The 26,765-nt window shown below is 69.4% G+C and carries 18 protein-coding genes; 13 read left to right on the top strand and 5 right to left on the bottom strand.

The genetic code is table 11. The features are described from left to right. Position 1 precedes the first annotated feature (1 nt). The 5 genes from trpA to R0145_RS09430 all read left to right on the top strand — a co-directional run bounded on the left by trpA (position 2) and on the right by R0145_RS09430 (position 8,978). On the top strand, positions 2–832 hold the full coding sequence (gene trpA / locus R0145_RS09450; protein WP_317836575.1) for a tryptophan synthase subunit alpha: 831 nt from the start codon (positions 2–4) through the stop codon (positions 830–832). Positions 833–939: 107 nt separating this feature from the next. After that, positions 940–1,821, top strand: a complete 882-nt coding sequence (gene lgt / locus R0145_RS09445; protein ID WP_411742107.1) for a prolipoprotein diacylglyceryl transferase — start codon at positions 940–942, stop codon at positions 1,819–1,821. Next, positions 1,818–2,717, top strand: coding sequence for a hypothetical protein (locus R0145_RS09440; protein ID WP_317836573.1), 900 nt, complete (start codon positions 1,818–1,820; stop codon positions 2,715–2,717). Before lgt ends, R0145_RS09440 begins: the two co-directional genes overlap by 4 nt. Positions 2,718–2,944: 227 nt before the next feature. Beyond that, positions 2,945–7,516 carry a glutamate synthase large subunit gene (gene gltB / locus R0145_RS09435; protein WP_317836572.1) on the top strand — a complete coding sequence of 1,524 codons (4,572 nt, stop codon included), beginning with the start codon at positions 2,945–2,947 and terminating at the stop codon, positions 7,514–7,516. Further along, positions 7,509–8,978 (top strand): glutamate synthase subunit beta, encoded by a 1,470-nt coding sequence (locus R0145_RS09430; RefSeq protein WP_317836571.1) that lies wholly within the window; start codon positions 7,509–7,511, stop codon positions 8,976–8,978. Before gltB ends, R0145_RS09430 begins: the two co-directional genes overlap by 8 nt. Before the next feature lie 158 nt (positions 8,979–9,136). Here R0145_RS09430 and R0145_RS09425 read toward each other — a convergent pair whose 3' ends face one another. Continuing rightward, positions 9,137–10,696, bottom strand: coding sequence for a CYTH and CHAD domain-containing protein (locus tag R0145_RS09425; protein ID WP_317836570.1), 1,560 nt, complete (start codon positions 10,694–10,696; stop codon positions 9,137–9,139). Between the two features lie 52 nt (positions 10,697–10,748). Here R0145_RS09425 and dnaE point away from each other — a divergent pair, with 52 nt between their 5' ends. Together dnaE and R0145_RS09415 are read left to right on the top strand one after the other, a co-directional pair. Then, positions 10,749–14,288, top strand: a complete 3,540-nt coding sequence (gene dnaE, locus R0145_RS09420; RefSeq protein ID WP_317836569.1) for a DNA polymerase III subunit alpha — start codon at positions 10,749–10,751, stop codon at positions 14,286–14,288. Next, entirely contained in the window at positions 14,285–14,950 is a 666-nt protein-coding gene (locus R0145_RS09415) for a hypothetical protein (protein WP_317836568.1), read from the top strand. Before dnaE ends, R0145_RS09415 begins: the two co-directional genes overlap by 4 nt. On the opposite strand, the gene ybaK is transcribed toward R0145_RS09415, so the two are convergent. Then, positions 14,870–15,394 carry a Cys-tRNA(Pro) deacylase gene (gene ybaK / locus R0145_RS09410; protein ID WP_317836567.1) on the bottom strand — a complete coding sequence of 175 codons (525 nt, stop codon included), beginning with the start codon at positions 15,392–15,394 and terminating at the stop codon, positions 14,870–14,872. The two genes, R0145_RS09415 and ybaK, sit on opposite strands and share 81 nt — an antisense overlap. A gap of 121 nt (positions 15,395–15,515) precedes the next feature. Here ybaK and R0145_RS09405 point away from each other — a divergent pair, with 121 nt between their 5' ends. Genes R0145_RS09405 through R0145_RS09395 form a run of 3 tightly spaced genes read left to right on the top strand, consistent with a single transcriptional unit; the run spans position 15,516 to position 18,773 of the window. Beyond that, complete coding sequence (locus R0145_RS09405) at positions 15,516–16,916, top strand: hypothetical protein (RefSeq protein ID WP_317836566.1); 1,401 nt, start codon at positions 15,516–15,518, stop codon at positions 16,914–16,916. Positions 16,917–16,962: 46 nt separating this feature from the next. After that, complete coding sequence (locus tag R0145_RS09400; RefSeq protein WP_317836565.1) at positions 16,963–17,658, top strand: response regulator transcription factor; 696 nt, start codon at positions 16,963–16,965, stop codon at positions 17,656–17,658. Then, positions 17,655–18,773, top strand: a complete 1,119-nt coding sequence (locus tag R0145_RS09395) for a HAMP domain-containing sensor histidine kinase (RefSeq protein ID WP_317836564.1) — start codon at positions 17,655–17,657, stop codon at positions 18,771–18,773. The genes R0145_RS09400 and R0145_RS09395 overlap by 4 nt, the downstream gene beginning before the upstream one ends. 46 nt (positions 18,774–18,819) lie before the next feature. Here R0145_RS09395 and R0145_RS09390 read toward each other — a convergent pair whose 3' ends face one another. Together R0145_RS09390 and R0145_RS09385 are read right to left on the bottom strand one after the other, a co-directional pair. Continuing rightward, positions 18,820–19,464 (bottom strand): DUF2202 domain-containing protein, encoded by a 645-nt coding sequence (locus R0145_RS09390; protein ID WP_317836563.1) that lies wholly within the window; start codon positions 19,462–19,464, stop codon positions 18,820–18,822. 1,427 nt (positions 19,465–20,891) lie between these two features. Then, positions 20,892–21,293: a transposase gene (locus R0145_RS09385; RefSeq protein WP_317836562.1), complete on the bottom strand. Its 402-nt coding sequence runs from the start codon at positions 21,291–21,293 to the stop codon at positions 20,892–20,894. Between the two features lie 288 nt (positions 21,294–21,581). On the opposite strand from R0145_RS09385, the gene R0145_RS09380 reads away from it, so the two are divergent. From R0145_RS09380 to R0145_RS09370, 3 genes are all read left to right on the top strand, one after another. Beyond that, entirely contained in the window at positions 21,582–21,713 is a 132-nt protein-coding gene (locus R0145_RS09380) for a hypothetical protein (RefSeq protein WP_317836561.1), read from the top strand. Positions 21,714–21,735: 22 nt separating this feature from the next. Further along, entirely contained in the window at positions 21,736–22,437 is a 702-nt protein-coding gene (locus tag R0145_RS09375) for a hypothetical protein (RefSeq protein ID WP_317836560.1), read from the top strand. A 248-nt stretch (positions 22,438–22,685) separates the two neighbouring features. Beyond that, complete coding sequence (locus tag R0145_RS09370; protein ID WP_317836559.1) at positions 22,686–24,275, top strand: IS1634 family transposase; 1,590 nt, start codon at positions 22,686–22,688, stop codon at positions 24,273–24,275. Here the strand turns inward: R0145_RS09370 and R0145_RS09365 are convergent. Next, entirely contained in the window at positions 24,272–26,638 is a 2,367-nt protein-coding gene (locus R0145_RS09365; RefSeq protein WP_317836558.1) for a glycoside hydrolase domain-containing protein, read from the bottom strand. The two genes, R0145_RS09370 and R0145_RS09365, sit on opposite strands and share 4 nt — an antisense overlap. Positions 26,639–26,765: the final 127 nt, after the last annotated feature.

Raw genomic sequence — 26,765 nt, 5'->3', positions numbered from 1 at the left:
GATGACCGCACCCGGCAACTGCACCCCGGCGTTCGACCGTGCCGCGGCCGAGGGCCGCGCCGTGTTCATCGGCTACCTCCCGGTCGGCTACCCGACCGTGCCCGGCTCCCTGGACGCGCTGCGCGCCCTGGTCGATCCCGGCGACGGTCCGGGCGCCGACATCGTGGAGATCGGCATCCCCTACTCCGACCCGATGATGGACGGGGTGACCATCCAGCGGGCGGCGACCCGCGCCCTGGAGCGTGGGGTCCGGGTCCGCGACGTGCTCGCGGCGACCGAGACGGTCGCCGCCGCCGGGGCCACCCCGTGCGTGATGTCGTACTGGAACCTGATCGAGCAGTACGGCTGCGACGCCTTCGCCCGGGACTTCCGCAACGCCGGCGGGGCCGGGGTGATCACCCCCGATCTGACCCCCGACGAGTCCGACGAGTGGCTGCCGGCGACCGACGCCCACGGGGTGGACCGGATCTACCTGGTCGCCCCGTCCTCCACCGACGACCGGATCCGGCTGACCGCCGACGCCGCCCGCGGCTGGCTCTACGCCACCGCGGTGATGGGGGTCACCGGCGCCCGGGAGACCACCTCGGACGCCGGCCGGGTGCTCACCGAACGGATCCGTACGCTCAGCCCGGACACCCGGGTAGGGATCGGCCTGGGGGTGTCCAACGGCGCCCAGGCGGCGGAGATCGGCGGGTACGCCGACGCCGTCATCGTCGGCTCGGCGCTGGTGCGGACGCTGCTCGAGGCCGACGACGCCGGCCGGCCCGACGACCTCACCGCCTTGCGGGCACTGACCGTCGACCTGGCCCGGGGCGTCCGCGCGGCCCGCTGAGGGCCGACGCAGGGGCGGACTGACTAGAGTGTCGGTGGCCCGATGACCCGCACGGCGTTGACCCGAAAGGCGACCCGATGACCCTGCTCCCGCTCACCCCGACGGTGCTGGCGCCGCTGTCGATCCCCAGCCCGCCGCAAGGGGTGTGGGAGCTGCCGATCCCCGGCACCGGACTGGCCCTGCCGATCCGGGCGTACGCCCTGTGCATCCTCACCGGCATCGTCGTCGCCTGGGTGATCGCTTCCCGGCGGTGGCGGGCCCGCGGTGGCAACCAGGAGACGCTGGAGACGGCGATCCTGTGGGCCGTGCCGGTGGGGATCATCGGCGCCCGCGTCTATCACGTGATCACCGACCACCAGCTCTACTTCGGCCCCGGACGACACCCGATCGAGGCGCTCTACATCTGGAACGGCGGCCTGGGGATCTGGGGCGCCGTCGCCGCCGGCGCGCTGGCCGTCTGGCTGGTCTGCCGGCGGCGCGGGGCCTCGTTCGCGGCGATGGCGGATTCGCTCGCCCCCGGGGTGGCGGTGGCGCAGGGCATCGGCCGGCTCGGCAACTGGTTCAACCAGGAGCTCTTCGGCCGGCCCACCACGCTGCCCTGGGGTCTGGAGATCGACCTGGCGCACCGCCCGCCGGGCTACGAGCAGTACGCCACCTTCCAGCCCACCTTCCTCTACGAGTTGCTCTGGGTGCTGTTGATCGCCCTGGTCCTGGTCGTTCTCGACCGCCGGCTGCGGCTCGGTCACGGTCAGGTCTTCTGGCTCTACGTGGCGCTCTACACCTTCGGTCGGTTCTGGATCGAGGGCCTGCGGATCGACACCGCCAACCACATCGGTACCTGGCGGATCAACGAGTACGTCTCCCTGGTGGTCTTCGTCGGTGCCCTGGTCGCCCTGGTGATCAGCCGGCGCCGCCATCGCACCCGCGAGGCCCCGGAGACCGTCGACCCGCGGGGCAGCGGCACGAAGGCGGAGGCGCCGGCCGGATGACTGCCTCCGCCCGGATGACTGCCTCCGCCCGGATGAGCGCTGCCGCCCGCCCCGCCGTCACGCCTGTCGCCGCCCCGCCGGCCGGACCGGCACCGGCCCCCACCCCGGTGGAGGCCTGGCTGGCCGTCGCGGTGCTCGCTCTGCCGGTGGCCCTGGTCGTCGCCGCGGACCGGCTGCTGGTGGGCTGGTCGCTGCGTGACTCCGGGCGACTGGACGCGCCGGCCCTGGCCCCACTGTTGGGGGTCGGCCTGGTGCTGCTGACCCGGCGGCGGCTGCCGGGGCTGCGGACCCGGTTCGACGTCCGGGTCAACCTCCGGGTGGTGCGCCGCGGGCTGGCCCTGCTGCTGATGGTGATCGCGAGCATGGTGGTCTGGAACCAGTTGTGCCTGATGTTCGGTTGGCTGCCCGCCCCGCGGATCGACCTCGCCGCCGGGTTGCCGTTCCCGGCGCGGATAGCGGCGTACGTCCCCCTTGCAGTGGCCCAGGAACTCGCCTGGCGCGGCATCGTCCGGCCCACCCTCGGCGCCGTCCACGGTTGGTTCCTCGGCTCGTTGGGCACCGGCCTGGTCTGGGGTGTGCTGAGCGGCCCGACCTGGCGGTTCGGGGTGACGTACGGGCTGCTGACGGTGGCCGCCACCATCGGCTGGTCGGTGATGATCGGCACCCTGGTGGAGGAGATGCGTCACGGTCAGTTGGTGGTGGCGAGCCTGTTCCAGTGGGGGCTGCTGGTGGCCCTCTACCTGCTGTTGCCCGAGGAGTCCGGGGTGGTCAAGGCCGCCTGGGTGCTCGCCCTCACCGCGGCGATCGGCGGGGCGGCCACCGGCTGGGCGTACGTCCGCTCCCGGCGGGCCCGCGGGATGTCGCCGTACGGCCGGGTCAGGCCCGGTCAGCCGTAGGCCCGGTCAATGTCAATCGTGTTACACGTCCCCGTGCACCATTTACAGGGGCGTTTCGTTGGTCGAGTATGTGTCCTTGGAGTACTGCCGTCGCGCAACGGAGCCGACGGCCGTCCCACATCCGCACGGTCCCGCCGATCGGTGGCGATGTTGCCGCCGATCTGGTCACCGTTCACCGCCCGTTCTCACCGCTGAGGTGACGACGCGGCCTGTCCGAGGGGAAGAACATGGCTCCTGACAGTGCGCTCCAGGCACGGGAGGGCATCGCCGGCGAGGGTCTCTATGACCCGATGTACGAACACGATGCGTGTGGCGTGGCCTTCGTCGCCACCCTGAGTGGCGAACCCTCCCACCGGATCCTCGAGCAGGGCCTGGAGGCCCTGCGCAACCTCGACCACCGTGGTGCCACCGGTGCCGACCAGGCGGCCGGCGACGGCGCGGGCATCCTGCTCCAGGTCCCGGACGCGTTCCTGCGGGAGGTCTGCGACTTCGAGCTGCCGGCGCCCGGCACGTACGCGATCGGGATGGCCTTCCTGCCGGCCAAGGAGTCCCGCCGGGACGCCGCCCGCCGCGAGGTCGAACAGATCGCCGTGGAGGAGGGTCTGCGGGTGGTCGGCTGGCGCCCGGTGCCGGTCGTCACCGACACGCTGAGCCCGATCTCGCTGCACGTGATGCCGCACTTCGAGCACCTGGTCGTCGTCCCGGTCGCGAACGGCCGCACCGGTGTCGACGTCGACCGGGCGGTGTACGGCCTGCGGCGCCGCGCCGAGCGGGAGGCCAAGGTCTACTTCCCGTCGCTGTCCGCCCGCACCCTGGTCTACAAGGGCATGCTGACGACGATGCAGCTGGAGGAGGTGTTCCCCGAGCTGCACGACGAGCGGATGGCCTCCGCGCTGACCGTGGTGCACTCCCGGTTCTCCACCAACACCTTCCCGGCCTGGGAGCTGGCGCACCCGTTCCGGATGATCGCCCACAACGGTGAGATCAACACCGTCCGCGGCAACAAGAACTGGATGCGGGCCCGTGAGGCGCTGCTCGACACCCCGTTGATCCCCGGTTCCCTGGAGCGGCTGTTCCCGATCTGCGAGCCGACCGCGTCGGACTCCGCGTCCTTCGACTCGGTCGTCGAGCTGCTCAACCTGGCCGGGCGCAGCCTGCCGCACGCGGTGCTGATGATGATCCCGGAGGCGTGGGAGAACAACCACGACATGCCCCAGCCGGTGCGGGACTTCTACGCCTACCACGCCTGTCTGATGGAGCCGTGGGACGGCCCGGCCTGTATGACGTTCACCGACGGCACCCAGATCGGCGCGGTGCTGGACCGCAACGGTCTGCGACCGGGCCGCTACTGGATCACCAACGACGGCCTGGTGGTGCTCGCCTCGGAATCCGGCGTGCTGGACATTCCCGACCACGACGTGGCCGCCAAGGGCCGGCTGAAGCCCGGCGAGATGTTCCTCGCCGACCTGTCCGAGCACCGGATCGTGCCCGACGAGGAGATCAAGCAGGGTCTCGCCGCCCGGGCACCGTACGGTGAGTGGCTGCGCGAGGGCCGGCTCAACCTGTCCGAGCTGCCGGTCCGCGAGCACATCGTGCACACCCACGCCTCGGTCACCCGGCGCCAGCAGGTCTTTGGCTACACCGAGGAGGAGCTGCGCAAGATCCTCGCGCCGATGGCCAACACCGGCGCCGAACCGATCGGCGCGATGGGCACCGACGCCCCCCTCCCGGTGCTGTCGGAGCGGCCGAAGCTGATGTTCGACTACTTCGTCCAGCACTTCGCCCAGGTCACCAACCCGCCGCTGGACGCCATCCGCGAGGAGCTGGTCACCAGCCTGTTCAACAGCATCGGCCCCGAGCAGAACCTGCTCCAGCCGAGTCCGGCGTCCTGCCGCCAGATCGTGCTGCCGTTCCCGATCCTCAACAACGACGAGCTGACCCAGATCGTCCGGATCAACCAGGACGGCACCCTGCCCGGCTACCAGTCGTACGTGCTGCGCGGCCTCTACCCGATCGAGGGGGGCACCGAGGCGCTGCAGCACCGCCTCGACGAGCTCTGCGAGCAGGCCTCCGAGGCGATCGCCGACGGGGCCCGGATCCTGGTGCTGTCCGACCGGCACGCCAAGCAGGAGTACGCGCCGATCCCGTCGCTGCTGTTCACCTCGGCGATCCACCACCACCTGGTCCGGGAGAAGACCCGGACCAAGGTCGGCATCGTCGTCGAGGCCGGCGACGTTCGCGAGGTGCACCATGTCAGCACCCTGATCGGCTACGGCGCCGCCGCGGTCAACCCCTACCTGGCCTTCGAGACCGCCGAGGACCTCGCCCGCACCGGCACCTTCGTCTCCGTTGCGCCGGCGAAGGCCGTCGCCAATGTCGCCAAGGCCCTCGGCAAGGGCGTGCTGAAGGTGATGTCCAAGATGGGCGTCTCCACCGTGGCCTCCTACACCGGCGCGCAGATCTTCGAGGCCGTCGGGCTGTCCCAGGAGCTGATCGACCAGTACTTCACTGGCACCACCTCGAAGATCGGCGGCATCGGCCTGGAGGAGATCCACCGGCAGATCCGGGCCGGCCACGACATGGCCTACCCGGTCGACGGCATCCCGCTGGCCCACCGCCGGCTGCAGATCGGCGGCGACTACCAGTGGCGTCGCGAGGGCGAGGAGCACCTCTTCGACCCGGAGACCGTCTTCCGGCTGCAGCACTCCACCCGGAACCGTCGCTACGACGTCTTCAAGCAGTACACCGACCGGGTGAACGACACCTCCGAACGGTTGATGACGCTGCGCGGCCTGCTGAAGTTCCGGCACAACCGCCAGCCGATCGACATCGACGAGGTCGAGCCGGTCGAGGAGATCTACAAGCGGTTCGCCACCGGTGCGATGTCGTACGGCTCCATCTCGATGGAGGCCCACCAGACATTGGCGATCGCGATGAACCGGATCGGCGGCAAGTCGAACACCGGCGAGGGCGGCGAGGACCCGGAGCGGCTGCACGACCCGGCGCGGCGCTCGAAGATCAAGCAGGTCGCTTCCGGCCGGTTCGGGGTGACCTCGGAGTACCTGTCGTACGCCGAGGACATCCAGATCAAGATGGCCCAGGGTGCCAAGCCCGGCGAGGGCGGCCAGCTGCCCGGCCAGAAGGTCTACCCGTGGGTGGCGAAGACCCGGCACTCGACGCCGGGCGTCGGTCTGATCTCGCCGCCGCCGCACCACGACATCTACTCGATCGAGGATCTCAAGCAGCTGATCCACGACCTGAAGTGCGCGAACCCGCAGGCACGGATCCACGTCAAACTGGTCTCGGAGTCCGGGGTCGGCACGGTCGCGGCCGGCGTGGCGAAGGCCAAGGCCGACGTGGTGCTCATCTCCGGCCACGACGGCGGCACCGGTGCGGCTCCGCTGACCTCGCTCAAGCACGCCGGCACCCCCTGGGAGCTCGGCCTGGCCGAGACCCAGCAGACGCTGATCGCCAACGGCCTGCGGGATCGGATCGTGGTGCAGACCGACGGCCAGATGAAGACCGGCCGTGACGTCGTGGTCGCCGCTCTGCTCGGCGCCGAGGAGTACGGTTTCGCGACCGCCCCGCTGGTCGTCGAGGGCTGCGTGATGATGCGGGTCTGCCACCTCGACACCTGCCCGGTCGGTGTCGCCACGCAGAACCCGGAGCTGCGGGCGAAGTTCACCGGTGAGCCGAAGTTCATCGAGACCTTCTTCCAGTACATCGCCGAGGAGGTCCGCGAGATCCTCGCCGAGCTCGGTTTCCGCAGCCTCGAGGAGGCGATCGGGCGCTCCGACCAGCTGGATACCCGCGCCGCCGAGGCGCACTGGAAGGCCGCCGGGCTGGATCTCAGCCCGATCCTGCACCAGCCGTCGGTGCCGGAGGCGACCGCTCGCCGGCATGTGGTGGACCAGGAGCATGACCTCGACAAACAGCTCGACATGGAGCTGATGGGGCTGGTCGCGCCGGTCCTCGCCGCCGCCCGGGAGGGGCGTACGCCCGAGCCGGTCCGCGGCGCGATCCCGGTGCGCAACGTGCACCGTACGGTCGGCACGCTGCTCGGCCACGAGATCACCATGGCGACCGAGGGCCGGGGGCTGCCCGACGACACCATCGACATCACCCTCACCGGGTCGGGCGGGCAGAGCTTCGGCGCGTTCATCCCGAAGGGGCTGACTCTGCGGCTGAACGGCGACTCGAACGACTACGTCGCCAAGGGCCTGTCCGGCGGCCGGGTGATCATCCGGCCCCAGGCCGACGCGACCTTCGTCGCCGAGGAGGAGATCATCGCCGGCAACGTGATCGGGTACGGCGCCACCTCCGGTGAGCTGTTCCTGCGCGGCCAGGTCGGCGAGCGGTTCTGCGTCCGCAACTCCGGGGCCACCGCGGTGGTCGAGGGCGTCGGGGACCACGGCTGCGAGTACATGACCGGTGGCACCGTGGTGGTGATCGGCCCGACCGGGCGCAACTTCGCGGCCGGTATGTCCGGCGGCGTGGCGTACGTCCTGGACCTCGACCCGCACCGGCTCAACTCCGAGCTGGCCGACCCGAAGACGCTGGACGCCACCGACGTCGCGCTGGTCCGCACCCTGCTGGAGCGGCACCGTCAGGAGACCGGCTCGGCCGTCGCCGGCCGGCTGCTCGACGGCGAGGCCGCCGACACCGTGATCGGGGAGCGCTTCACCAAGGTGCTGCCCCGCGACTACGCCCGCGTCCTCGCGGCCCGGGCCCTGGCCGAGGCCGAGGGCCTCGACGACGAAGCGACCACCGCCAAGATGATGGAGGCGACCCGTGGCTGATCCCCGTGGTTTCATGAAGTTCCCGCGCGAGCACCCGCAGCGCCGGGACGTCGAGGAACGGGTGAAGGACTGGAACGAGGTCTACCCCGGTGGCCCGGCCGCGGCGTTCCTGCCGATCATCCCGACGCAGGCGGCCCGCTGCATGGACTGCGGCATCCCGTTCTGTCACTACGGCTGTCCGCTCGGCAACATCATCCCGGAGTGGAACGACCTGGTCTGGCGTGACGACTGGCAGGCCGCCTCCGACCGGCTGCACGCGACCAACAACTTCCCGGAGTTCACCGGGCGGCTGTGCCCGGCGCCGTGCGAGACCGCCTGCGTGGTCGGCATCAACGGTGACCCGGTGGCGATCAAGGGCGTCGAGGTCTCCATCGCCGAACGCGCCTGGGACGACCGGTTCATCCAGCCGCAGGCGCCGGACTGGCACACCGGCTACACGGTCGCGGTGGTCGGCTCCGGCCCGTCCGGCCTGGCGGTCGCCCAGCAGTTGACCCGGGTCGGCCACACCGTGGCGGTGTTCGAGCGGGCCGACGTCCCCGGCGGTCTGCTGCGGTACGGCATCCCGGAGTTCAAGATGGAGAAGTCGGTCCTCGACCGGCGGATCCGGCAGATGAAGGACGAGGGCACCCTGTTCCGCACCGGTGTCACCATCGGCGCCGACATCACCTGGACCCAGCTGAAGTCCCGCTACGACGCCGTCGTGGTGGCGATGGGATCGACCAAGCCGCGCGACCTGCCGGCGCCCGGACGCGAGCTGGCCGGCATCCACTTCGCGATGGACTACCTGCCGCAGGCGAACCGGGTGGCTCGCGGGCGGACTGTCGAGGACCAGATCGTGGCGACCGACAAGCACGTGGTGGTGATCGGCGGCGGCGACACCGGCTCGGACTGCATCGGCACCGCGCTGCGCCAGGGCGCCGCGTCGGTCACCCAGCTGGAGATCTTCCCGGCCCCGGGGGAGGACCGCCCGGCCAACCAGCCGTGGCCGACCTACCCGGCGGTGTGGCGGGTCTCCACCTCCCAGGAGGAGGGCGGCGAGCGGATCTTCGAGGCGTCGACCACCGAGTTCATCGGCGACGAGGAGGGACACGTCCGGCAGCTGCGGCTCGTCGAGGTGAAGCCGAACGGCTCGGGCGGGTTCAACCCGGTCGAGGGCTCGGAGCGGGTGATCCCGGCCGACATGGTGGTGCTGGCGATGGGCTTCGTCGGTCCGCAGGCCGAGGGCCTGGTCGATGAGCTCGGGGTGAGCCTGGACCGCCGCGGCAACGTGGCGCGCGACGAGAACTTCATGACCGGCGTCGAGGGGGTCTTCGCCTGCGGTGACGCCGGCCGGGGCCAGTCGCTGATCGTCTGGGCGATCGCTGAGGGACGCTCCTGCGCCGCCGGCGTGGACGCCTTCCTCAGCGGGTCGACCAAGCTGCCGCGCCCGATCGGGCCGCAGGTCCGCCCGATGACGCTCTGACCGGTCGATTCATACAGGTATACGTTTCGCCCGCGGGGTTGTGCTGGTCTTCAGACACAAACCCGCGGGCGAAACGCGGTGCCGGACAGGACGTGCCGATAGGCAGGACCACGGCGCCCAGGGCGGTGAGCCGTGAGTAGAGCAGCAGTCGGGGCGGCTCAGTCCTCGTCGGCCCAGCTGTCGGGGCCGCGGCGGACCGCCCGGCGCAGCGCGGCCCGGGCGGCCGGCAGGTCGCGGTCCAGGTCACCCAGCTGGGCGCCGAACAGCACCCCGTAGGTGAACGTCGGCTCGCCCGCGGCGGCGGCCGCGTCGGCCAGCCGCAGCAGCCGTTCCCGCGCCACCACGGCATCGTTCATCTCGCCGAACACCTCGGTCACTGCCTCCCAGTCCCGGGCCGAGGACGCGGCGTCCTCCCCGTAGACGGCGGTGAGCGCCTCGCAGGCGTAGCGGACGACCTTGGACTTCTTGCGGACCTCGTGCAGCGCGGCGAGTCGTTCCGCCCCCTCGGAGGCCTCGGCGGTGGCGTACGCCTTCCGGACCCGACGGATCGCCCGGTCCACCAGCGGGATCGCCCGCTCCGACACCGGTGCGTCGGCGACCCGCACCAGCGGCGGGTCGGTCAGCCAGCGGCTCAGGGCGACCATCAGGGCGGTGTAGCGGTCGTCTGCCAGGCACGCCTGCACGCCGGCGAGACCCTGCTGGTGGGTGGCCTCCAGCTCACCCTCCATCCGGTCCCGGACCGGCCCGAGCACCGATTCGGGGGGCAGCGCGTCGAGCCGGTTCAGCAGCTTGGCTTTCTGCACCTCGGCGTCGCGGGCGTGGCCCAGTTCGGTGGCGTACCACTGCAGCTCCTCGCGCAGCGTCCGGACTGCCTCGGCCTCGAACAGGTCGCCGAAGACCCGCAGGATGCTGCGCAGCCGGCGGGACGCGACCCGGGCCTTGTGAACGGCGTCGGGGGCGTCGACCGCCACCGCCTCCTCCCGGCCCTGCAGCACCCCGACGTGGGTCGCCAGCGCGGCGAGTACGGTCCGGGACAGCGGATCGGTGCGGGACGGGACGTGGGCCGCGGCGGCCGCCGGGGCGCCGCCGAGCGCCTGGTTGATCTTGGCGGGGGAGGTGGCGGGCACGATCCCGGCCCACTGGAAGCGTTCGGTCACCGCGTCGAGGAAGGACCGGTCACCCTCGCGGAGCTCCACCTCGATCTCGCGCCAGGTGGTCTCCTGACCCGGGATGCCGGGCAGCGGCAGCCGGGTCGCCGTCACCGTGTCGTCGGCCAGTTCGGCCAGCGGGGCACCGGTGGCGGGGTCGGACAGCACCCGCATCGTCCGGGTGGTCCGCAGTCGGGCGACCGGGACGAGCGGGACCGTGCCGGCCCGTTCGCCGACGGTGGCCCGCAGCGGCCGGGGCACCACCAGCGGGTCGGGGGTGGCGTCCAGCGGGATGTGCAGCTCGGTCCGGGTGCCCTCCACCGGCGGGAGCTTGACGTGCCAGGCGGCGTCACTGCCGCCGGTCCGGCGGCGCAGGGTGACCCGGGCGCGGTTCAACTCGTACGTGGGGGAGTCGAAGTAGGTCGCGTCCAGGTGCTGCACCACCGGCTCGCCCATCGTGGCGAGCCCGTCCAGCCCGGGCACGCGGGCGCCCGGTAGGAGGGCGAATTTGCGTTCGGTCTCGGCCTGCACGTGGGGACCGGACGCCGGGCCGGTCTGGACTTCGGACACCACTGCTCCTCATCGACGGGGACTGCCAGTCTACCGGGCTACTCTGGTCCCCATGCCGGGCTCCCTCGACGACTCGTTCGTCCATCTGCACGTCCATTCCGAGTTCTCGATGCTGGACGGCGCCGCGCGGGTGCCCGACATGTTCAAACGTGCCGAGGAGCTCGGCATGCCGGCGATCGCGGTGACCGACCATGGCAACATGTTCGGGGCGTACGAGTTCTGGAAGACCTCGAAGAACTACGACGTCAAGCCGATCATCGGCTGCGAGACGTACATGACGCCGAAGACCCACCGCTCGGAGCGCAAGCGGGTGCAGTGGGGCGACGGCACCGGCGACGACGTGTCGGCCAAGGGCGCCTACACCCACATGACCCTGTGGTCGGAGACCACCGAGGGCATGCACAACCTGTTCCGGCTCGAGTCGTACGCCTCGATCGAGGGGTTCTTCTACAAGCCGCGGGTGGACCGCGAGCTGCTGCACCGCTACGCCAAGGGCCTGATCGCCACCACCGGCTGCCCCTCCGGCGAGGTGCAGACCTACCTGCGGCTGGGCCAGTACGACAACGCGTTGGCCTCCGCCGCGGAGTTCCGCGACATCTTCGGCAAGAACAACTTCTACGTCGAGATCATGGACCACGGGATCGACATCGAGACCCGGGTGCGCGGTGGCCTGATGCGGATCAGCAAGGAGCTGGACCTGCCGCTGGTGGTCACCAACGACTCGCACTACGTCTCCCAGGACGATGCCCACGCCCACGACGCGCTGCTCTGCGTCTCGTCCGGGTCGCACCTGGCCGACACCAACCGCTTCCGGTTCAACGGCGACGGCTACTACCTGAAGTCGCCCCGGGAGATGCGCGAGCTGTTCCACGAGATCCCCGAGGCCTGCGACAACACCCTGGAGATCGCCGAGCGGTGCGAGATCGGCTTCGAGAACGCCATCGGCAAGTTCATGCCGCACTTCGACGTCCCCGCCGGCGAGACCGAGGAGTCCTGGTTCATCCGCCAGGTCAACCAGGGACTGCACGACCGCTACCCGGGCGGGATCACTGCCGAGGTGCGCGACCGCGCCGACTACGAGATCGGCGTGATCAAGCAGATGGGGTTCCCGGGCTACTTCCTGGTGGTCTCCGACTACATCAAGTGGGCCAAGGCCCAGGGCATCAAGGTCGGCCCGGGCCGCGGCTCCGGCGCCGGCTCGATGTGCGCGTACGCCCTGCACATCACTGAGCTGGATCCGATCCAGCACGGCCTGATCTTCGAGCGCTTCCTCAACCCGGAACGCATCTCGATGCCCGACTTCGACATCGACTTCGACGACCGCCGCCGCGGCGATGTGATCCAGTACGTCACCGACAAGTACGGCGCCGACAAGGTCAGCGCCATCGTCACGTACGGCACCATCAAGGCCAAGCAGGCGGTCAAGGACGCCGGCCGGGTGCTCGGCAAGCCGTACTCGCTCGGTGACCAGATCACCAAGGCGATGCCCGACCCGGTGATGGGCAAGGACGTCCCGCTGCAGAAGCTGTTCGACGACCAGCACGAGCGCTACCTGGAGGGCCAGGAGTTCCGGGCGCTGTACGACGCCGAGCCCGAGGTCAAGGAGGTCGTCGACACCGCGATGGGCCTGGAGGGGCTGAAGCGGCAGTGGGGCGTGCACGCCTGCGGGATGATCATGTCCTCGGAGCCGATCATGGACGTCGTCCCGCTGATGAAGCGGGAGCAGGACGGCCAGATCATCACCCAGTTCGACTACCCGTCGTGCGAGTCGCTGGGCCTGATCAAGATGGACTTCCTGGGGCTGCGCAACCTCACCATCCTCGCCGACGCGCTGGCGAACATCCGGCTGAACCAGGACCAGGAGGTGGTGCTGGAGCAGCTCACCCTCGATGACCCGGCCACCTTCGAGCTGCTGCAGGCCGGTGACACCCTCGGGGTGTTCCAGCTGGACGGCGGGCCGATGCGGGCGCTGCTGCGGTCCATGCAGCCGGACTGCTTCGACGACATCTCCGCGGTGGGTGCGCTCTACCGCCCCGGCCCGATGGGCGCCGACTCGCACAACAAGTACGCCCGGCGGAAGACCGGCAAGGAGCCGGTGGAGCCGATCCATCCCGAGCTCGAGGAGCCGCTCAAGGACATCCTCGGCGAGACGTACGGCCTGATCGTCTACCAGGAGCAGGTGATGGCGATCGCCCAGAAGCTGGCCGGCTACACCCTGGGCGGCGCCGACATGCTGCGCCGGGCGATGGGCAAGAAGAAGAAGAAGGAACTGGACGCCCAGTTCGAGACCTTCAAGAACGGGATGCTGGAGCGCGGCTACTCGCAGGAGTCGATGCAGACGCTGTGGGACATCCTGCTGCCGTTCTCCAACTACGCGTTCAACAAGGCCCACTCCGCGGCGTACGGGCTGGTGTCCTACTGGACCGCCTACCTCAAGGCGAACTACCCGGTCGAGTACATGGCCGCGCTGTTGCAGTCGGTCAAGGACGACAAGGACAAGATGGCGGTCTACCTCGGCGAGTGCCGGCGGATGGGCATCGAGGTGCTGCCGCCCGACGTCAACGAGTCCGCTGCCCAGTTCACCCCGGTCGGGAAGGCGATCCGGTTCGGCCTCACCGCGGTGCGCAACGTCGGCGAGCACGTCGTCGAGGAGATCCTCGCCACCCGCCGGGAATGCGGCCGGGCCACCACCTTCAACGAGTTCCTCGACCAGCAGCCGCTGGCGGTGTGCAACAAGCGGCTGATCGAGTCGCTGATCAAGGCGGGCGCCTTCGACTCGATGGGACACCACCGCCGCGGGCTGATGGAGTGCTTCGAGGAGGCGATCGACAAGATCACCGGCCGCAAGCGCAACGAGGCGAACGGGCAGGACGACCTGTTCGCCATGTTCGGGGACCAGACCGTCGAGGACGATCCGACCGCCGTCGTGGTGCCCGACCTCGACGAGTGGGACAAGCGGACCAAGCTCGCCTTCGAACGGGAGATGCTCGGGCTCTACGTCTCCGACCACCCGCTGCAGGGGATGGAGCCGGTGCTCGCCCGGCTCTCCGACAGTGGGATCGAGCAGATCCTCGACGAGGACGGGCCCAAGGACGGCGAGCAGATCACCATCGCCGGGATGATCACCCAGGTGGTGCGCAAGCAGAACAAGCGCGGCGACTTGTGGGCACTGATCTACGTCGAGGACCTCGGCGGTTCGATCGAGGTGAAGTGCTTCAACAAGGTCTACCAACTCGTCGCGCCGATCCTCGCCCCGGACACCATCGTCCAGGTGCGCGGGACGGTCCGCCGCGAGGAGGAGACGGTGTCGATCTTCGCCCGCGAGGTGACGCTGCCCAACATCAGCGAGGATCCACACGGGCCGATCGTCATCACCATCCCGGCGGTGAGCTGCACTCAGCCGCGGATCGAGCAGTTGCGCGACGTGCTGGCCGCGCATCCGGGTGCCACCGAGGTGCGGGTGCGGCTGCGCGGCAGTGGCGGCACCAGCGTCTGGCGGGTCCAGCCCGGCCTGCGGGTGGACGCGTCGGTGTCGGTGATGGCCGATCTCAAGGCGTTGCTGGGGCCGGCGAACGTGAGCGCCGCCGGATGACGGCTGATTCCGCCCCGGAGGACCCGACGCCGGACAGCGCCGCACCGGGCCGCCCGGCGCGGGCCCGGTGGCCGTGGCCGGTGGTGGTGTACGTCCTGGCCGCGGTGCTCCTCGGCGGGGCCGGCGGGGTGGTGTGGCGGACGACCACCCCGCTGCCCGGCTACACGGTCCAGCCGGACGGTCAGGCGGTGATCAGCGAACTCGCCCTGACCCAGCTCTTCGTCGCCGACGCGCGGTACGCGGTGATCGGGCTGGTCGGTGGGCTGTTGCTGGGGCTGCTGGCCGTCGCGGTGCTGCGGCGCCGCGGATGGTGGGTGGTCGTCTGGGCGGCGGCCGCGCCGATCCTCGCCGGGCTGGCTGCCTGGGGCGCCGGGGTGGTCGGCGCCGTGCCGCTGAAGGACCGGATCGCGCACGCGGTGGCCGGGCAGAGCGAGCCGGTTGATCTCGCGCTGCACTCCCCGGTGGCGGTGCTGCTGTGGCCGTTCGCGGCGATGCTGGTGGTGCTGCTGTGGAGCGCGTTCGCCCCGGAACCCGCGCGGGAGCGGTCAGCCGATCGAGAACCGTCAGCCGACCGGGAGCGGTCAGTCCAGGGTGCGGATGGTGGCGACCCGGGCGTCGAGCAGCCGGATCAGGTCGTCCGGGGCGATCTCGAGCTTGAGTGACCGCTTCCCGGCGGACACGAAGACGGTCTGCTGCGCCAGCGCCGAATCGTCCACCACGGTGAGCAACGGCGTCCGCTGCCCCAGCGGCGAGATGCCGCCCACCACATAACCGCTGGAGCGTTCGGCGACGGCCGGATCAGCCATCTGGGCCTTTTTCGCGCCGATGGCGCGGGCCAGCGCCTTGAGGTCGAGATGGTGGCTGACCGGGACCACGCCCACCACCAGACGGCCCGAGCAGTCGGCGATCAGGGTCTTGAACACCCGGTCGGGGCTGACTCCCAGCTGCCGGGCCGACTCCGGGCCGATCTCGCCGCGGCCGTGGATGTCGGTGGCCTGCAGGTCGCCGGCGTGCTCGTGCAACGTGTGCGGGATCCCGGCCCGGACGACCGCCTGCAGAGCAGGGGTGCCGGCGGGCTCATGGGAGTTCTTGCCGCGCTTGGCCATGAAGATCATTCTCCCACGGCGCTGCGTCCTGCTCGCCGACGGGACTTCCGGAGCGACCCCCTGCGCGATATAATAGTTCATGTGTTCGCTAATGTCAGAGGGGGGACGTAGCGTCATGGACATGGACGAGCAGCTTCCGTTTCCCGATGAACCGGCGGGTGATGCCTCGCGGGCCGATGCCAGCGGTGGCGGGCCGGTGGTGTCACCGGCTGAGCCGACGCTGTCCCGAGGCTTCTTCCTGCCGGCGGATCTGCCGACGCTGGGGGAGCTGATGGTGGACGGCGTGCTGGTGCGGGACAGCCCGGACGGGCCGCCGCGGGCGGTGTCGGTGGGCTACGGACTGCCGGAGGATGCCGAGGAGCATGTCCGTCAGTTGCGCGAGGTGGAGGCGCTGGCGCGGTTCGCGGAGATCCGTCGGGTGGCGTTGATCGCGGATCTGGTGGAGGCCGCTCCCGCTGTGGACGGGGAGCAGCGGGTGCCCTGTGGCGGCGACGGCACACCGTCCGTGCCGGAGTTCCTGGCCATGGAAGTCGGCGGCGCGTTGGGGATCGGTGCGCCCCGGGCGTGGTCGTTGATGATCGATGCACTGGATCTGAAGTGGCGCCATCCCCGGCTGTGGAACCGGATGGTGGAAGGCGACATGGTGCCGTGGCGGGCGCTGATGGTGGCGCGGATGTGCCACGACCTGGGGTTCGAGGCGGCGCTCGGGGTCGATCAGGAGATCGGGGAGCGGCTGCCCGATCTGGCCTGGGCGCGGGCGAAGCGGCTGGTGGAGGGTCAGATCGCGGCGGCGGACCCGCAGGCCGCGCTGGAGCGGGAGCGGTCGCGGCAGAATCGTCGGCTGGTGGGCGTCGCGGCCCGGGACGGGGTGACCGGGGCGATGGATGTGTTCGGGGTGCTGGACACAGCCGACGCGCGGGCTCTGGACGCGACGCTGGGCCGGTTGGCGGGGGATCTGGCCCGGGCCGGTGACGATTCGGATCTGGATCATCGCCGGGCCCGGGCGTTGGGCCTGCTGGCCCGCGGGGAGATCCCCGTCCCCGGCGCCGGCCCGGTGGGGTGCCGGCCAACGGCGCGGATCTATCTGCATGTGTGGGCCGACAGCACGGTGGCACGGGTGGAAGGGCACGGCCCGTTGCCGGTGGAGGAGCTGCCCGGCTTCCTGGATGGCTGCAATGCGCGGGTCACCCGGGTGATCGATACCCGCGCGTCGGTGCCGGTGGATGCCTACGAGGTGCCCGAGGCGATGCGGGAACAGCTGGTGGTGGCTCAGCCGTATGAGGTGGCGCCGTTCGGCTCGGTCTCGGCTCGGTCCGCCGACATGGATCACACGGTGCCGTACGGTCGGGGCGGGCCGACCGCACCGGACAATCTGGGGCCGTTGGGTCGGCGCGCTCACCGGGCGAGGACGCATGGCGGCTACCGGCTCAGCCAGCCCGAGCCGGGCCGATGGATGTGGCGTACGCCGTTGGGGCAGACCTTCGAGGTCACGAACCGCGGCACCCGCCATGTCCCCGACTGAGGCGTCCCCGGCTGGGATACTGGCCTGGACGGAGGGGGCCGCGGGAATGGCGACACGGGTGTTGGTGGTGGACGACGAGGCCGGGATCCGCGAGGTGCTGCGGGGCTATCTGGAGGCCTCGGCGTACGAGGTGCTGGAGGCAGGTGACGGTGCCACCGCCCTCGACCTGGCCCGCCAGGCCGCGCCGGCAGTGATCCTGCTGGACCTCGGGCTGCCCGACCGCGACGGGCTGGAGCTGATCCGAGACGTGACGGAGGCGACAGACGCCTATCTGCTGGTGGTGAGTGCCCGGGCCGAAGAGGTGGACCGGCTGGTGGGGCTGCGGCTCGGCGCCGACGACTACATCACCAAGCCGTTCAGCCCGCGCGAGGTGGTGGCCCGGGTGGACGCCGTGCTGCGGCGCGACCGGCGACACGCGGCGGAGGACACGGAGGACCGGGTCGAGCTCGACGGGTTGGTCGTCGATCGCGGCCGCCGCGAGATCCGGGTCGACGACCGGTCGGTGGACCTGTCGGCGCTGGACTTCGACCTGCTCACCGTGATGTGTCAGGCGCCTCGGCGGGTCTTCTCCCGTCGTCAGCTCCTCGAACGGGTCTGGGGAAGCGACTACTTCGGCGACGAGCGGATCGTCGACGTCCACATCCGCACCATCCGCGCCGCGCTGGGCGACGACCCCGCGCAGCCACGGTTCGTGGCGACGGTACGCGGCGTCGGCTACAAGTGCGTGGCGGCGTCGCGATGAAGCGTACGGTCGGTCGGCTGAGCACCCGCCTGCTGCTCTCCCACCTTGCCGTGGCGTTGGTCGGGGCGGGTGTCGCCTTCGGGTTGGTGCGGCTGCTCGCGCCGGCCGACTTCGCCCGGCGGACCGGTGCGGCGGGCGGTCTCGGTCCGACGGGGGCCGGTCCGGGCACCGGCCGGGGTCGGGTGCTGTTGGAGGCGTTCGATGCGGCGATCAACCAGGCGCTGCTCGTCGGCCTGCTGGCGGCGCTCGTCGTGGCGGCGCTGCTGGCCTGGCTGATGGTGCATCGACTGTTGCGCCCGCTCGACCGGGTCCGGACCGCCACCCGGGCACTGGCCGGTGGCGACTACGACACCCGAGTGGACATCCCCGATGAGGTGGAGCTCGCCGCGCTCGCCGAGGACATCAACGCCCTCGGCGCGGCGTTGCAGGAGTCGGAGACCCGTCGGGTGCGGCTGATCGGCGAGGTGGCCCACGAGATGCGGACGCCGCTGACCGTCATCGACGGCAACGTCGAGGCGATGATCGACGGCATCTTCGCCGCCACGCCGGAGCGGCTCGCCGCGCTGTCGGAGGAGACCCGGGTGCTGCGTCGGCTGGCCGAGGATCTGTCCGCGCTGTCCCGGGCCGAGGAGGGCAGGCTGTCGCTGGCGCCGGCACCGCTGGACCTGACGGTCCTGGTCGGTGAGGAGACCGACCGGCTGCGGGCCCAGTACGCCGCCGCCGGGGTGACGCTCGAGCTGATGCCCGGCCCCCCGGTGCCGGTGGTGGCCGACGCGGACCGGATCCGTCAGGTGCTGACCAATCTGCTCGGCAACGCGTTGCGGGCCTGCTCGGCCGGCGACCGGGTGACCGTCGGGGTGACGAGCGACGGCGGCACCGCGGAGGCTACCGTCGCCGACACCGGACGGGGGATCGCGGCAGGGGATCTGCCGCGGGTGTTCGAGCGGTTCTACCGGGTGCCGGATCCGGCCTCTGGTCTTCGCTCGGGGACCGGCTCCGGCATCGGCCTGACGATCGCCCGCAGCATCGCCCGGGCGCACGGCGGTGAACTGACCGCCGTCTCCCCCGGACCCGGCGGCGGAGCGACCTTCCGGCTGGTGCTGCCGAAGGCCTGACTCGCGGGCGGGGGAGCCGACGGGGATGGACGCAGTGGTGGGGTGGTCAGTCCTGCAGGCAGCTGCCGTCACGCAGGCCCTGACCCTTCGCCTGTCCACGGCCCGTGCCGACGGCTCCGACGGATCCGGTGGTGAAGGCCTTCTCGTGCTGCTGGGAGGCGGCCAGCAGCCGGCCGTACACCTGGTCGAGATCGGCGTTGTCGGACTCGTCGATGGCTGCCTGGAGGTCCTTCACATCGGCCTGCTCGAGCGCGACGGCCGCCCGGTAGGCCTCATCGCGCGACTGCTGGGCCCGGGCCAGCCAGCCGTCGTAGAGCTGCTGCACCTCGGCGTTGTCGTACGTCCCGGCCACCGTAGACGGCACGGTGAGGGCGTAGCGGTCGAGCAGCGTCAGCACCCGGTCGTAGTGCTGCTGCTCACTGGCCGCCACCCGGCTGAACTGGGTGGCATCGGGGTACTTCTCGGCGATCGTGGTGTAGAGGTCACGGGCCATCCGTTCCTCGTCGGCCATCCGCAGCAGGGTGGCCTTCTCGGCGGCGGACAGTGGTGAGGTCGGGAGCGCGGACGCAGTGGCCTGGGCCCCCGGGCGGCCGGTCGGCGGGGCGGCGACGGCCAGGCCGAGGGCCGGACCGGCGAGGCCCAGGCCGAGGGCTGCGGCGACGATGCCGGCGATGAGGCGGTTCGAGGTCATGATGGATCCTCCTGTTCGGTGCTGATGACTCCACTCCATCGCGTCGATGTGGAGCCCCGGCGGGAGCGATCGTGAAGATTCCGTGAAGCGTCGGTGGCTGCTCGGGACAGACATAGCGGCGTCGGCCGGCTGCGCCCACGATGGTGCCGAACGCGGCGACGCCGGCAGAGACTCGCCAGCTGGCGAGCAGTGTTGAGGACTCCGGCGGTGACACAAGCATGCTCGGGAGCGGCGTCCTCAAGGTGATCCAGAACAAGCTGACACTTCCGATGCCCATCCCGATCCGAGCCATCGAGGGATCTCGGGTGACCTCCTGTCGCTGCCCCGGGGCCGGGGTCACCGGTCCTCCGCGATACTGGCGGCCATTGGTCGACGCGGGGGTATGTTGACCCGTTCCGGACCGGGGACTGGTCACTGAGCTGAGACGGGCCGAACGCCCCGGTGACGGTGTGGATCGCGCATCTCCATGTGTCATCAGGTCGGGACGTAGGAGGACGCCATAGCCCTGCCACATGGAAGAATGCGATCATGCCTTGGCGTAGATCGCTCTTCGTTGTGGTGGCCTCGCTTGTGCTGGCGTCCTGTTTAGCAATATCGGCCTGCTCGAAGATGACGTTCCCATGTGACCCGTTCCGCGGCTGCCCTGCTTCGACCTCCTCATCAAGTAGCCCTGGGCCCTCCGAGATTTCGGTCGGCAAACCTAGCGACGGTCCACCCGACTTCGTTCTGGCTGGAACGCTGGTGACGGACGGCGGCTTGGAAGCAAAGATTGACAGTCAGCTTTGGCTTGGGCAACCCAGAGTGGCATCTTCTCGTCAATATTCATCCGACTTGGTTCATGTAGAAATTCCAGTTTCAGGGTCGGTCATGGTGGCGAACGGGACATTCGAGTCGAACCCGGCTGCTGCTTCTGTGTCCTACACCTACGTGGCCGGGTATCCACAGGATTCGGAAGTCTGTCGGTCTGTCGGGCAGACTGGCAGCAGGAACCGCTTGGCCGGTAGCCATTGTTGGCAACTCATCGGCGAGGCCAGCCTCTACAGCTTTGCCCTTGGTCAAGCCGATCCGGTGTCCCCGGGACACTCCAGGACGGCATCCATCGGCGCGGAGAGTGTGATTTCGGTCGATGCGCTGGCTGGTGATGCCACCACGATCGTTGACGAACTTCGGCGTCCGGCTATCGTCGCTGTCTGGACGCGCGACGTCCCCGGGGCCCCCAGAAAATTCCGATTCCGCAACGCCTGCTTCCTTGCTGCCAATGCCCCATCAGCCCCAACCAGTGCGTCGCGTGACCCACAGGAGCAGCGTGTTCAGGTCGGTGCCACGGCCCCGGTGAATTGTGGAGACGTGTCATGGTGACGGGATCTGTCGGCAGTGTCAAGGAGCATAAAGCGGAACGGGATCAGCCGGGACACACGCCACCAGCATCACCCCACGCCGGCCCAACCACCAGACCTAGCCACCCGAGAACCCGACCACCAGCCACACCGGACAGGCCCGCCCCCCTTTTCACGGCTCCATCGCCGTCCCCGACGCCCCAAGTTTTTTAGGAACTCATTCTCCAGACGGGCTTCGTGGATTTCCTTCTTCAACCGCGCGATCTCGGCAAGTTCTTCTTTGCTGGCAGTCTCGGTACCGGGTTCGGGGTGGTCCTGCCGGTATTTCTTGACCCAGTTCCCGACGGTTTGAGCGACAAGTCCGTACGATTCGGCAACCGCGGCGATGGTGTGGTCCTTCTCGATGACTTCAAGGACGACCTGCTCCTTGAAGTCATCACTGTATTCGAGGCCGTCATGATGTGATCCTACCTGATTCTCGTAACCGGTCATTTTCTCCAGTGTCCGAAAAACGTCACGCAGTCCAGTGGTCCTTGCGGTGGGAGGGAAGGGTCGGCTATCTGACGGTCAACGGGGCGGACTACGACAGTCTCCCCTCAGATGGCTCGTACGGACCGCCCACCGGAACCTTCGACTGTCCGCGGTGAGCGGTCGGACGCTGCTCGTCAGCGAGTGGGGAGGGTGAGGAAGTCGGCGTAGACCCGTGCGCAGGTTTCAGCATCCGCGCCATGTGGTGTGCTCGTCGCGGCGACATACTGGCCGTCGGGTGGTGCCCGGTGGGTGCATACCGCTGACTGTCCGCAGCGACTCGCCGGTGGTCTGCCCGTCCGGCTGCGCCCCAACGATGCGGTCGAGGCCTACCGGCAGGCCGTGGAGCACGACGAGGCTGTCTGCGACAGCCTGACCTGCTGACGGGCCTCGTACGATCGGGTCCATGGGGGTCGAGCCGCAGGAAGATTCGGCCAAGGTGACACGTCGGCGCTGGCCGGGGTGGTCGCGTTCGGTGTGGCATCCTGTCCTGTGGTGGGCCGGCTGGGTGTGGGTCGCGCTCCTCGTTGCCGCCGAGTACACGGGGGCCGTGGCGTATGGCTTCCTGTTTCATGTCGGCCCGCTGCTGGTGCAGGCTCGGCTGGTGGCGGTGGCGCTCTATGTGCTGGTCCTTGTGTGCTGGTCGTGCAGCCTTCGGAGGCGGACGCCACGCACGCCGAGGAGTGGTCGCCTGCGGCGGTTCCTGATCGTGATGCGGAGGGTCGCGGCGGTGCTCATGGCGACGGTTGTCGTCCTTCTCGGCGGTCTTTACACGGTGATGACGGGCCTGTTTCTCCTCAATGAGCACTACCACATGCTGAACCCGGCCAGCGCCGGTGGATGTCGAGTCGTGGTATCGGTCACCCAGGATGCCGAGTACGGGTCGGACGGGCTGTTCTATCTGGCGTTGCCCGGCTCGATCGTGGTGCGCGAGACCGGTTACGGCTGGAGTATGCCGGGCAGTATCGACCCGTTCAGGCATCGCAACTGGTCGCTGCGCTGGGATCGCAGGACAGCCCACCTCACAGTCAACGGGGAGAACTACGACGATCTTCCCCCACACGGCCCGTACAGATCGCCCACCGGGACCTTCGACTGCCCCCGGTGAGCCGATCTGTAAGCACGCCGGTCAACGATGCGGATTGGCGAGGAAGGTGGCGAGTTCCCTTGCGCAGACTTCGGCTTCCTGAGCGTTCGGCTCACGTGAAGCACCAGAAACGAGTTCCAAGGGGAACTCCCGAGTTCACTCATCTCGTGTCGATTCGGCAGTGAATGCTTGTCTGGCTAGGTGATTCTCCCGTCCGGGGTGGTGAAAGGGGTTACTAAGAACTCCTTGGGGGCCGGTAGTCTGCCCGGGTGGGGTCCCGGTTCGTACGGAAGGTCCGGACCGCGTCGGGAGCCGTCGCGGTTCAGATCGTCACGCGTGAGGGCCGCCAGGTCGTCGCGGTCGATCACGTCGGTTCGGCGCATACCGACGCCGAGTTGGGGTTGTTGATGGCCGCGGCCCGCGAACGGCTGGTCCCCGATGGTCAGGACATGCTGGACCTGGGGCCGGTCGAACAGGCTGGGGCGCGGCTGGGCGATGTTGCCGACTGGACCCGTCCCGCCGACACGCTGTCGGTCGAACCGACCGGTGGGCGGCCCCGCCAGACGGCCGCCGGCGGGCGGGTCTCGGGGACGGCCTCACTGCTGTTGTGGGATCTACTGGTCGAGGCCTATGGCCGGCTCGGGTTCGAGGCCTTGGCGGACGACACGTTCCGGGCGTTGGTGTGCGCGCGGATCATCGAGCCGACCTCGAAACGCGACACGCTGCGCGTGTTGGACGACATCGGTGTCGCGGCGCCGGCGTTGAACACGCTCTACCGGTGCCTGCGCCGGGTCAAGGAACGCGACTACCGCGACCGCCTGGCGCGCGCTTGCGCCGCCTACTCGGCTGCCGTCAAGGGCACCGGTGGCCTGATCCTCTACGACGTCACGACCCTCCACTTCGAGAACGACAACGAGGACGACCTGCGTCGGGTCGGGATGAGCAAGGAGCACAGGGTCGATCCGCAGGTTCAGGTCGGGCTGCTGGTCGACCCGTCCGGGTTCCCGCTCGAGGTCCACCTGTTCGACGGCAGCATCGGGGAGACCAAGACCCTGATCCCGGTCCTGAAGGCCTTCCGGGACCGTCACGGACTGGCCGAGCTCGTGGTGGTCGCCGATGCCGGGATGTTGTCGGCGGGCAACCTGAACGCCCTGGAGGACGCCGGGTACTCGTTCATCGTCGGCTCCCGGCTGACGAAGGCGCCCTATGACCTGGCCGACCACTTCGAACGTCACGGAGACTGGTTCGCCGACGGGCAGATCCTCGAATCGAGTCGGGTGATGGGGACCGGGTCGGCGGCCAGGGAACGCCGGATCGTCTACCAGTACTCGTTCAAGCGCCGTAAGCGTGACGACAAGGCGATCGATGCCCAGATCGCCCGGGCGGAGAAGATCGCCGCCGGCAAGGCGCCTGTCTCGCGGGCCCGGTTCCTGAAGGTCGCCGGTGCCGACAAGCAGCTGAACCAGGACACCATCGACCGGGCCCGCCGGCTCGCCGGCCTGAAGGGCTACGTGACGAACCTGCCGGTCGCCACGATGGACGGCCAGGCCGTCATCACGGCCTACCACGACCTGTGGCAGGTCGAGGCGTCGTTCCGGTTGACCAAGTCAGATCTGCGGGCCCGCCCGGTGTTCGTCCAGACCCGGGACACGATCGAGGCCCACCTGACCATCGTGTTCGCCGCGCTGGCGATCAGCCGTCACCTCCAACAGGCGTCCGGGGTCACCATCCGCAAACTCGTCCAGACCCTGCGCCCGATCCGGTCAGCGACCGTCACGATCAACGGCCAGCACCTCACCCTGGAGCCCGAGATCCCCGACCACGTCCAAGCCATTCTCGACAAAATCAGGGGTCACTAACCCCAATGTGTGAACTCGGGTTCGGCTTCCTGAGCGTTCGGCTCACGTGAAGCACCAGAAACGAGTTCCAAGGGGAACTCGGAGGCGTCCCACGGCTGCTGGCCAGTGAGCAGTCCCTCGGAGAGGTCGGTGAACGCGGCGACGACATTGTCGGGGCTACCCGCGAACCGTTCGTTGTAGAACCGGATCAGACGTTCGTTGCTGTCGACCTGGTTGATATACCGCAACGCTTGGGACAGTGCCCGGGCGCCGCTGCCCACCGATTTCGCGAGGAGCCATCCGTCGGCGTCGGCGACGAGGTCGGAATAGGAGAACCCCTGGTTGTCGTTGACGACGGCAAGGTGGGCCGACAACCACTGGCCGAGATTTGCAGTGCCTCCGCCCGCAACGTAGTTCAGATAGCTGCCCCACAGTTGGATGAGGTCGAGAGGCCACCCACCGAAATCTCCCCAAGTGAACCCGGCCGGGTTGGATCCGAGACCGCGTTCCAGGTAGCCGAGGGTAGTGGTAGCCATGTGGGCGAGATCGAGGTACCCGCCGTCCACCTCGGTGCGGATGTCGGACAGGCCAGACAAGGCTGACTCGCAGGCGGCGCGGGCGAGGCGCTGTGCGTCGGTGCTGTCGTACTGCGGTGTGTAGGCCTGCCAGAAGAAGGCCTTGGGCCTGGCATCCCAATAAGTCGGCTTCCGGAGCCAGCCCAGAATGTAGTCCGGAAGGGACGTGACCAGTCCTTCCCCGAGGGACCCGCTCAGCGCCCGTTCGCAGGTGGCTTCCGCGCTGACCATCCATTCGAAGAAATGATTGAACCCAGTTGCCGACTCAGAGCCGTCGTGCTCGATCGGCGGCGGGGTCACCCCCGCCAGGTCGATGGCTGCGGCGTGGGAGGAGACGGCGACGTGGTCCAGGGCGGTGGTTGTCCCGCCGAGGGTTTCGCTGGTTTCGAGGATCTGGTTGTAGTGCCAGGCGTCGGGCATGGTGAAGCCCATGTTGCCCGACCAGCCGGTTGACATGCCGGCGACGAAGGCGGCGCTGGCCAGGCCGGCGTCGATGATGGTCTGGCAGACGTTGCGGGTGCCGTAGACGCCGATGGTGTACCGGCCGGCGAGCTGGAACGCCATGATCGCGTTGACGCCGGTGAAGTAGTTCGTCACCGGTCCGCTGATGGAGTCTCCGGTGGGGTCGTAGTCGACGGCGAAGAAGATCGTCGACCCGTCCGGCAGGCCCAGGCAGCGGCAGCGTTCCAGCGCCTCGATGCCCTGGGCGCGCCCGTTGGCCTCGGTCATCTCGGCGTCGGAGTTGTTGAACCGCTGCTCGATCGGGAACAGCCGCAGGCCGGCCGACTTGAGGCCTGCCAACTCTTGGGCGGTGATGAACTTGCCGGCACCGACGGTGTAGCGGCCGACGTGGGTGTAGCCGGCCGACCTGGCCGCCTGAGCCTGCGTGGGCGTCAGTTGGACGGAGGTGTCGAAGCCGGAGACCGTCCGGTTCGGGTCGCCGGAGGAGACCAGTAGCGCACACCAGGTGCCGTAGTCGCCGGCGCCGGTGACGGCCAGTTCCATGAACGCCTGGAACGTGGAGGTCGGCGTCGCGGTGGTGGCGCCGAAGGTGCCGTCGAAGGGCGGATGGTAGCCGTTGAAGCGCAGTGCGGCCTGGTAGAGGTGGACGAACCGGTGGGCGCTGTCGGCGCTGCCCTGGCTGACCGGGGCCTGGCTGGCCAGGCCGGAGCGGGTGCCGGGGCCGAAGTTGCCGTTCGCGGTGCCGTCGGCCATCCCGAACTCGTACTGCAGCGCGTACAGCAGGGCGGTCTGGATCTGGCGGGAGAACAGGCCGTCGCACGGCACGATCGCGAAGTCCCGCCGGTTCACGTAGGTGCCGTTCAGCCATTGCTGGACCTCACGGATCTCGGTGGTCCCGCCGCTGCCCGGCGGGATGGTATAGGCGTCCATCGACAGCAGCGAGGCCATCAGCTTCACGTCGATGGTCGCCGCACCGGCAAGTCCCAGATCCGATCGGGCCTTGGTGACACCCGAGGAGACCGCAGAGAACGTCGTCGCGGCGCCGAATCCGTTGTAGTCGCCGTCCTCGCCCTTGCACCACAGGGCGCCCGATGCCAGTTTCAGCACGTTCTGCCAGGTGGTCGAGTCGTTGATCGTTCCGATCTGGGCGGTGAACGCTGCTGTCGTTGCCGGTCCGAAGCCGGAGGAGACCGGGGAGATGCCGAGTTCGTGTTGCAGTCCGCGGCGCAGACCGTAGATGGTGTCCCACCCGGTCAGCCCGTTCTCTTCGATCCACACCCAACCGTCGACGAGTCCGTATGTCGAGTTGAGCCAGTTCTGGGTGTTCTGAACCCACACGTCAGCCATGCTGAACCACCATCCCCGGGCGATCACGCCCGCTTTGCCCCGTGAATCCAGACCTACCCGCGCGTAAGCGACGTCTCCAGCCAGCAGCGATGAACGGCCGATGAACTCTGCATCGCCCAGGAGAGGA

Source organism: Raineyella sp. W15-4 (assembly GCF_033170155.1).
GTDB lineage: Bacteria > Actinomycetota > Actinomycetes > Propionibacteriales > Propionibacteriaceae > Raineyella.
The sequence above is the reverse complement of the archived record's forward strand: the minus strand, read 5'-3'. Positions and strand labels throughout refer to the sequence as shown.

What these genes read in the sequence shown, in the direction of transcription:
- R0145_RS09440 (WP_317836573.1), top strand. Translation starts at nt 1,818, where the DNA reads ATGACTGCCTCCGCCCGGATGACTGCCTCCGCCCGGATGAGCGCTGCC.
- R0145_RS09415 (WP_317836568.1), top strand. Translation starts at nt 14,285, where the DNA reads ATGACGGCTGATTCCGCCCCGGAGGACCCGACGCCGGACAGCGCCGCA.
- R0145_RS09405 (WP_317836566.1), top strand. Translation starts at nt 15,516, where the DNA reads ATGGACGAGCAGCTTCCGTTTCCCGATGAACCGGCGGGTGATGCCTCG.
- R0145_RS09385 (WP_317836562.1), bottom strand. Translation starts at nt 21,293, where the DNA reads ATGACCGGTTACGAGAATCAGGTAGGATCACATCATGACGGCCTCGAA.
- trpA (WP_317836575.1), top strand. Translation starts at nt 2, where the DNA reads ATGACCGCACCCGGCAACTGCACCCCGGCGTTCGACCGTGCCGCGGCC.
- R0145_RS09400 (WP_317836565.1), top strand. Translation starts at nt 16,963, where the DNA reads ATGGCGACACGGGTGTTGGTGGTGGACGACGAGGCCGGGATCCGCGAG.
- R0145_RS09365 (WP_317836558.1), bottom strand. Translation starts at nt 26,638, where the DNA reads ATGGCTGACGTGTGGGTTCAGAACACCCAGAACTGGCTCAACTCGACA.
- gltB (WP_317836572.1), top strand. Translation starts at nt 2,945, where the DNA reads ATGGCTCCTGACAGTGCGCTCCAGGCACGGGAGGGCATCGCCGGCGAG.
- R0145_RS09375 (WP_317836560.1), top strand. Translation starts at nt 21,736, where the DNA reads ATGGGGGTCGAGCCGCAGGAAGATTCGGCCAAGGTGACACGTCGGCGC.
- R0145_RS09395 (WP_317836564.1), top strand. Translation starts at nt 17,655, where the DNA reads ATGAAGCGTACGGTCGGTCGGCTGAGCACCCGCCTGCTGCTCTCCCAC.
- R0145_RS09390 (WP_317836563.1), bottom strand. Translation starts at nt 19,464, where the DNA reads ATGACCTCGAACCGCCTCATCGCCGGCATCGTCGCCGCAGCCCTCGGC.
- dnaE (WP_317836569.1), top strand. Translation starts at nt 10,749, where the DNA reads ATGCCGGGCTCCCTCGACGACTCGTTCGTCCATCTGCACGTCCATTCC.
- ybaK (WP_317836567.1), bottom strand. Translation starts at nt 15,394, where the DNA reads ATGGCCAAGCGCGGCAAGAACTCCCATGAGCCCGCCGGCACCCCTGCT.